4 protein-coding genes are annotated in these 5,673 nt (G+C 69.4%); all 4 read right to left on the bottom strand.

Annotation, left to right across the window (positions count from 1 at the left end):
* Positions 1-158 precede the first annotated feature (158 nt).
* Positions 159-998: a carbohydrate ABC transporter permease gene (locus CXH06_RS18215; protein ID WP_114856622.1), complete on the bottom strand. Its 840-nt coding sequence runs from the start codon at positions 996-998 to the stop codon at positions 159-161.
* On the bottom strand, positions 991-1,974 hold the full coding sequence (locus CXH06_RS18210; protein ID WP_114856621.1) for a carbohydrate ABC transporter permease: 984 nt from the start codon (positions 1,972-1,974) through the stop codon (positions 991-993). The genes CXH06_RS18215 and CXH06_RS18210 overlap by 8 nt, the downstream gene beginning before the upstream one ends.
* A gap of 98 nt (positions 1,975-2,072) precedes the next feature.
* Entirely contained in the window at positions 2,073-3,380 is a 1,308-nt protein-coding gene (locus tag CXH06_RS18205; protein ID WP_114856620.1) for a sugar ABC transporter substrate-binding protein, read from the bottom strand.
* A gap of 231 nt (positions 3,381-3,611) precedes the next feature.
* Entirely contained in the window at positions 3,612-4,640 is a 1,029-nt protein-coding gene (locus CXH06_RS18200) for a LacI family DNA-binding transcriptional regulator (protein WP_114856619.1), read from the bottom strand.
* Positions 4,641-5,673: the final 1,033 nt, after the last annotated feature.

The raw sequence follows: 5,673 nt of genomic DNA, 5'->3' as shown, positions 1-5,673 counted from the left end.
TGGGGTCGGACAGGTGGGGGTGGTGCACGGGCGGGCGGGGCAGCGGCGTCCTCGCCGAGCGCCTCGGCGCACGGGGGAACTCGATCATGCCCGCGGGGATGCCCGCAGGGGATTCCAGAGTCCGGGCGGGGCGGCGTCGTGCCGCCCCGCCCGGAGGGTCACTTCACGGCGCCGGCGGTCAGGCCCGCCACGAAGTTCTTCTGCATCATCAGGAAGCCGGCCACCACGGGGATCGAGACCGCGAGGGAGGCGGCCATCACCTGGTTCCAGTACACATTGGTCTGGGTGGCGTACTGGCGCAGGCCCACGGCCAGGGTGCGGGTCTCCTCCGTGGTCAGGACGGAGGCGAACAGCACCTCGCCCCAGGCGGTCATGAAGGCGTAGATCGCCACCGCCACGATGCCCGGCCGGGCCGCCGGCAGGATGATCCGCAGCAGGATCGTCAGGTTCCCGGCGCCGTCCACCTTCCCCGCCTGGTCCAGCTCCTTGGGGATGCCGTCGAAGTACCCGGCCAGCATCCAGATCGCGAAGGGCAGCGAGAAGGTCAGGTAGGTGATGATCAGACCGATCCGGGTGCCCACCAGGGGGACGCCGAAGGCCGTGTCGATGTTGACGAAGATGAGGTAGAGCGGCAGCAGGAACAGCACGCCCGGGAACATCTGGGTGGACAGCACCGTGGTCATGAACCCGGTGCGGCCGTGGAACCGCCAGCGGGAGACGGCATAGGCCGCGAAGGTCGCCACGACCACGCTGAACAGGGTCGCCGCGCAGGTGACGATCAGCGAGTTCATGAAGTAGCGCGCCAGCGGCACCGTCGACCACATCTCGACGAAGGGCTCGAGGGTGATGCGGCTGGGGATCCAGGTGAAGGAGGCCTGCACGTCGCCCAGCGGCTTCATCGAGGTGGTGATCATGACGTACAGCGGCACCGCGACGAACACGGTCAGCCCGGCCAGCACGATCACGCGGAAGATCTTCTCCCCGGTGGTCTCACGCATCGGTCTTCTCCTTCTTCCACTGGGTGAAGTAGAGGTATGCCAGCGACACCACCAGCAGGAACAGCAGCAGCAGGACGCTCATCGCACTGCCCACGCCGAAGTCCCAGGACAGGAAGCTGGCGTTGTAGATGTGGAAGCTGATGAGGTCTCCGGCCGGCGGCTGCGCGGAGCCGAAGAGCACGTACGGCGTGTTGAAGTCGTTGAACACCCACAGGAACATCACCAGCAGCATGGTCTGGTTGACGGGGGCGAGCATCGGCAGGGTCACCGCGCGCCACTGGCGCAGCGGGGTCGCCCCGTCCATGGCCGAGGCCTCGTACAGCTCGCCGGGGATGGACTGCAGCCCGGCCATGAACATGAGGAAGGCGAAGGGCCACATCCGCCAGATCGCGACTACCACCACCGAGACGAAGGCGTTGTCGCCGATCAGCCAGAAGGGTGCCTCGTCGAATAGGCCCAGCTGGTCCACCAGCAGGTGGTTCACCGCGCCGGTGTCCCGCTGGAGCATGAAGTTCCAGGTGATCACCGAGGCGTAGAGCGGCAGGGCGTAGGGGATGAGGAACAGGGTGCGGAACACCCCGCGCCCGCGGAAGGGGCGCTGGAGCGCGACGGCCGCGGCCATCCCCAGGCCCCAGCTCAGCCCCACCACGAGGATGGTGAAGCCGACGGTGACCAGGAAGGAGTTCAGCAGTCCCTGGCCCACGGGGGTGTTGATGTCGACGGCGATCTGGTAGTTGTCCAGGCCGGCGAAGGGGGCCTCCCGCCAGCGGCGGATGTAGAACTTCGTCAGCTCGACGAAGCTCATCCAGAAGCCGGTGACCATCGGGATGATGTGGATCAGCAGCTCCAGCAGCACGGCCGGCAGGATGATCAGGTACGGGAACAGGTGGCGGCGCGGGCGGCGGCGCGGGGGCGGCTCGGCGGAGTCCGCCGGCGTCGGGGCCCCCGTGTCCGGCGGTGAGGTCAGGCTGGTCATGGTGCTCTTCTCTGCAGTCGTGGCAGTCGTCGCGAGGAGGGGCCGACGGGCGGGGCGCCGGGGTGTCGGCGCGCAGCGCCCGTCGGCCGGCAGCTCCCTCAGGCGCGGATCGAGTCCTGAGCCGTCTGCATCGCGACCATCACGTCCTCGCGGGTGACCGTTCCGCCGGTGGCGATGGTGGCGAACATGTCGTTCATCGCCTGGCCCACGGAGGTCTCGAACTGGTCCTCCCAGGGCACCAGGGGCAGCGGCTCGGCGCGCTCGCCGTAGATCTCCATGAACATCTCGGCCTGCTCGGCATCCTCGGTGAAGGTGGGCTCGGCGTCCTGGAGCACCGGCAGCGCGGCGAAGGGCTCGCCCAGCTCGGCCTGGGTCTCCTCGGAGGTCATGAAGTTCAGGAACTGCAGGGCGCCGTCGACGTTCTCGGTGTCCCGCATGATCGCCAGGTTGATGCCGGCCAGGTGGGAGGCGCAGTCGCTGACCGCATCGGCCGGGGCGGGGAAGGGCACCGCCGCGAACTGGTCCGGGGTCATGCCCTGGGACTCGATGGTCGCGTGGGCGTTGTTCTGGTTGATGATCAGCGCCGCCTGGCCGTTCGCGAAGGCGGTGACGGACTTGGTGCCGTTGTCGAACTGCGCGTTCGAGGGGTTGACGACCTTGTGGGTCTGCATCAGGTCCAGGTAGCGCAGGATGCCGTCGACCACGCCGTCCTCGGTGAAGGAGGGCTCGCCGTCCTCGGTGTTCAGGGCGGCGCCGTTCTGCACCGCGTTGATGAAGGCGAAGTGGTTGTTCTCGGTGTAGGAGCCGGCGGCCAGGGACATGCCCCAGACGTCGTTCTCCGGATCGGTGAGCGCCTTGGCGGCCTCGACCATCTCCTCCCAGGTGGTGGGGGGCTCGAGCCCGGCGTCCTCGAACATCTGCACGTTGTAGTACATGCCGTAGGCGAGGCCGTACAGCGGGATCGAGGTGGGGTCGGTGCCCTCGGCGCCGCCGGTGGCCAGGGCCGCCTCGACGTAGCGGTCACGGCCGCCCAGGGCCTCGAACTCGGAGTCGGTCAGGTCCAGCAGACCGCCGGTGGCCTGCAGGCTCACGCCCCAGGTGTTGCCGATGTTGACCACGTCGGGCCCCTGTCCGGAGGTGATCGCGGTCTGGATGCGGGTCTGGAGGTCGTTCCAGCCGATGACCTCGAGCGAGACGGAGATGCCGGTCTCCTCGGTGAAGCGCTCGAGGACGGGGGTGAGCACCTCCTCGTCGTGCTCGAGGCTGGTGCCCTGGTTGGACGCCCAGTAGGTGAGGGAGTCGGGGCTCGCGTCGGAGCCGCCGCCGGAACCCGAGCCGCAGGCGGCGAGTCCGGCCGCGGTGACGGCGGCGAGGGGTGCGGCGGACAGGATGGTGCGTCGGCGCATCAGGGGTCTCCTTGGGGCAGCCGTCTTCGATGACGGATGAGGGGGCGGGGAGGCGCGGGTCGGACAGCGACGCGCGACCGTCATGAATCGATTCGGTACTTAATCGATTCGGCGAGTATTGCAAGACGAGGCGCGGGATGTCAACGGGGGCCGGCGCGGCGATCACGACCGCACGGCGCGGCGGGGACCCGGCGGTGGTCCGGGCGGCCGGCGGGGGTGCGGCCGACCGACTCAGCGGGCGGCGGAGGACGCGCGAGGGACCAGGGTCGCCGGGGCATTGTGCCGGGCGAGCCGGCCGTCGAGCCGATCCTCGATCAGCCGCACCAGCAGGTCGCCGGCGCTGCGGCCCATCGCGAAGGGCTCCCGCGCCAGCGCCGTGATCGAGGGCGTGGCCACCTCGGCGATCAGCGAGTCGTCCCAGCTGATCAGGCCCAGATCACGGGGGATCAGCAGCCCGCGCTCGAGAGCCTCGCGCAGGGCGCCGAGGGCGAGCAGGTCGCTCGAGGCCACCACCGCAGGACGAGCGCTGATCCCACGATCCACCTGGGCGAGCGCGGCACGGCCGCCGTCGATCGAGTACTCGCCGGCGGCCGCGGAGTGCGGGATCCCGTGCTCCGCGCAGAGCGCGGCGAGCAGGCTCTGCCGACGGATCTCGTGCGAGTAGCGGACCGGTCCGGTCAGCTGCACGCAGCCGTCGAAACCGTGCTCGACGAGGTGCTCGACCACGGTCCTCGCGTCCTCCTCCTCGGCGGTCATCAGGGTCACGAAGTGCTCGGGCCCGGTGTAGTGCCCCAGCATCCCGAAGGTCACCCCCAGGGACTCCAGGACTGCCGGACGCGGATCGTCGACCGTGAGGTCCAGCAGCACCACACCGTCCACACGGCGCTGTCGGGCCCAGGTGCGGAACACCTCGACCTCCTCGTCGGCCCCGCCCTGTACGAAGCGCAGCAGCAGCTCGTAGCCCTGGGCGGAGACCGCGGACTCGATGCCGGCGGTCACCGCGGCGTAGAACGGCTCGCGGGAGATCTCCTGCGGATCCCTGACCAGCACCAGGCCGATGTTCCCGCTGCGCCCACGACGCAGGGCCTGTGCCCCCGAGTGCGGGGTCCAGCCGACCACCCGGGCGTGCTCGACCACGCGCTCGCGCAGAGCGGCGCTGACGCCCGGCTTGCCGTTGAGCGCGTAGCTCACGGTCGCCGGGGAGATGCCGAGGTCGCGGGCGATGGTGGCGACGGTCGGGCGAGTGGACTTCCGAGCCATGGCAGGACTTCCGGGTCAGCGGTGGGCGGGCCCGGCGAGGGCCGGCGCCCGGGCCGACGGTCGTCGGGGTGCGGCACATGATAGGTCCGAGCACCGGCGTGGACGCTGTGCGCAGCGTGCCGCCGCCGCGCTGATCGACGCATCGCCGCAGGTCGTGGCCATCGCACCGGAGAGCGTCACAGCCGGTCATGATCCGCGCCGCGCGGGGCGGGGCGACCACGGGGCGTGGCGACGCTGCATCGACGGCATCGTGCGCGCGGACGGCGGTCGCTCGGGCCCACACGACAGGCGGGGGAGCGCCGACAGCCTCCGTGGCCGCGCCTGCGAGAGGTGGAGAGAGGGAGGGAGGACCGGAGTCGTGCCGCCCCGGCCGAGGGCTGCGCCCGCGGAGCGGCCGTTCGGTCGGCGACGGTCCGGCTGGAGGGGTGCACTCTGTCGGGCGGCCCTCCCTGCTCCGTCCGATCGCCCGCGGTCGGCTCCTCCGTTGGCGGTGCTGTCCCGCCGACGCCGACGAGCTGCCCCGAAACGGGGGCGCGCGGCCCTCTCCGAGGGCGCCACCGGCCCCGGCGCGCAGCGTTGTCGCAGGTCGTGGCTACTCACCGGTAGTACGCGCCTGACCTCCGACGACACCGATTCGTCGATGTGGCCGAGGACACCCTCGGAATAGGCCGTTCTGGCTTGACGGTGGTTCCCGGGACCCGTAATGTTCTTCCTCGTGCCCAGCAGAACGGGAACGAGGAACGGCCACCGTGCCGGACCGCGGATCCGGGATTGACCAGGGACGGAGGCTCTCTTCAGGGAGGATCGGGATGTGGATCACACCGCACCGATTTGACTCGGAGGATCGGACGTCGTAAGTTAGCAGGGTTGCCTCGGAGGGAAGAGCCGGACGGCTTGGAACACTGAGTGCGCGTGTTGCTTGATATCTCAATAGCGTGTCTGTTTGTTGATGCCATTTATTTTGATGGCAAATTTTAACGGATGATACAGCAGTTATATGCTGGTTGTTTGTTGTTTGCCAGGATTTTTTCAT

It is taken from the genome of Brachybacterium sp. YJGR34 (assembly GCF_003347015.1).
GTDB lineage: Bacteria > Actinomycetota > Actinomycetes > Actinomycetales > Dermabacteraceae > Brachybacterium.
Note: the sequence above shows the minus strand (reverse complement) of the source record. Positions and strands in the feature narration are given on the sequence as shown.

Bases quoted from the DNA above. Each gene is read 5' to 3' on its own strand.
- CXH06_RS18210 (WP_114856621.1), bottom strand. From the start codon at position 1,974: ATGACCAGCCTGACCTCACCGCCGGACACGGGGGCCCCGACGCCGGCG.
- CXH06_RS18205 (WP_114856620.1), bottom strand. From the start codon at position 3,380: ATGCGCCGACGCACCATCCTGTCCGCCGCACCCCTCGCCGCCGTCACC.
- CXH06_RS18200 (WP_114856619.1), bottom strand. From the start codon at position 4,640: ATGGCTCGGAAGTCCACTCGCCCGACCGTCGCCACCATCGCCCGCGAC.
- CXH06_RS18215 (WP_114856622.1), bottom strand. From the start codon at position 998: ATGCGTGAGACCACCGGGGAGAAGATCTTCCGCGTGATCGTGCTGGCC.